We start from the raw sequence: 367 nt of genomic DNA, 5'->3' as shown, positions 1-367 counted from the left end.
GTAGATCAAATCCAGGGCCGGAGCCCCCACCACACCAAATATGGATTTTCCATGCCAAATCAAAGCGATATTAACTGTAAATTCACCACTTCCTGCCAAAAATTCCTTGGTTCCATCCAGGGGATCTACAAGCCAGAAACATTTCGGAGCGGGGTACTTCGGGACCCTTTTTCCATCTTCTTCTGAAATCACCGGAAGATGGGGGGTCAGTTCAGACAGAGCGCTTACAATGATTTTGTGTGAAGCCAGATCCGCTTCCGTCAGCGGACTCCGATCCTCCTTGTGTGTCACCTTCAGTGGATGACGGGAATCGGCGGAGGCTATTTCCGAATAATATTGCAAAATAGCCCATCCCGACCGCTTGACG

1 protein-coding gene is annotated in these 367 nt (G+C 49.6%); it reads right to left on the bottom strand.

Annotated features, from left to right (window positions below; translation table 11 throughout):
- On the bottom strand, positions 1 to 367 hold a 367-nt coding region (locus IV91_RS0112360), incomplete at both ends, for a 3'(2'),5'-bisphosphate nucleotidase CysQ family protein (protein ID WP_035418066.1).

Origin of the sequence: Ferrovum myxofaciens, assembly GCF_000735045.1 — a bacterium.
Classification (GTDB): Bacteria; Pseudomonadota; Gammaproteobacteria; order Burkholderiales; family Ferrovaceae; genus Ferrovum; species Ferrovum myxofaciens.
Note: the sequence above shows the minus strand (reverse complement) of the source record. Positions and strands in the feature narration are given on the sequence as shown.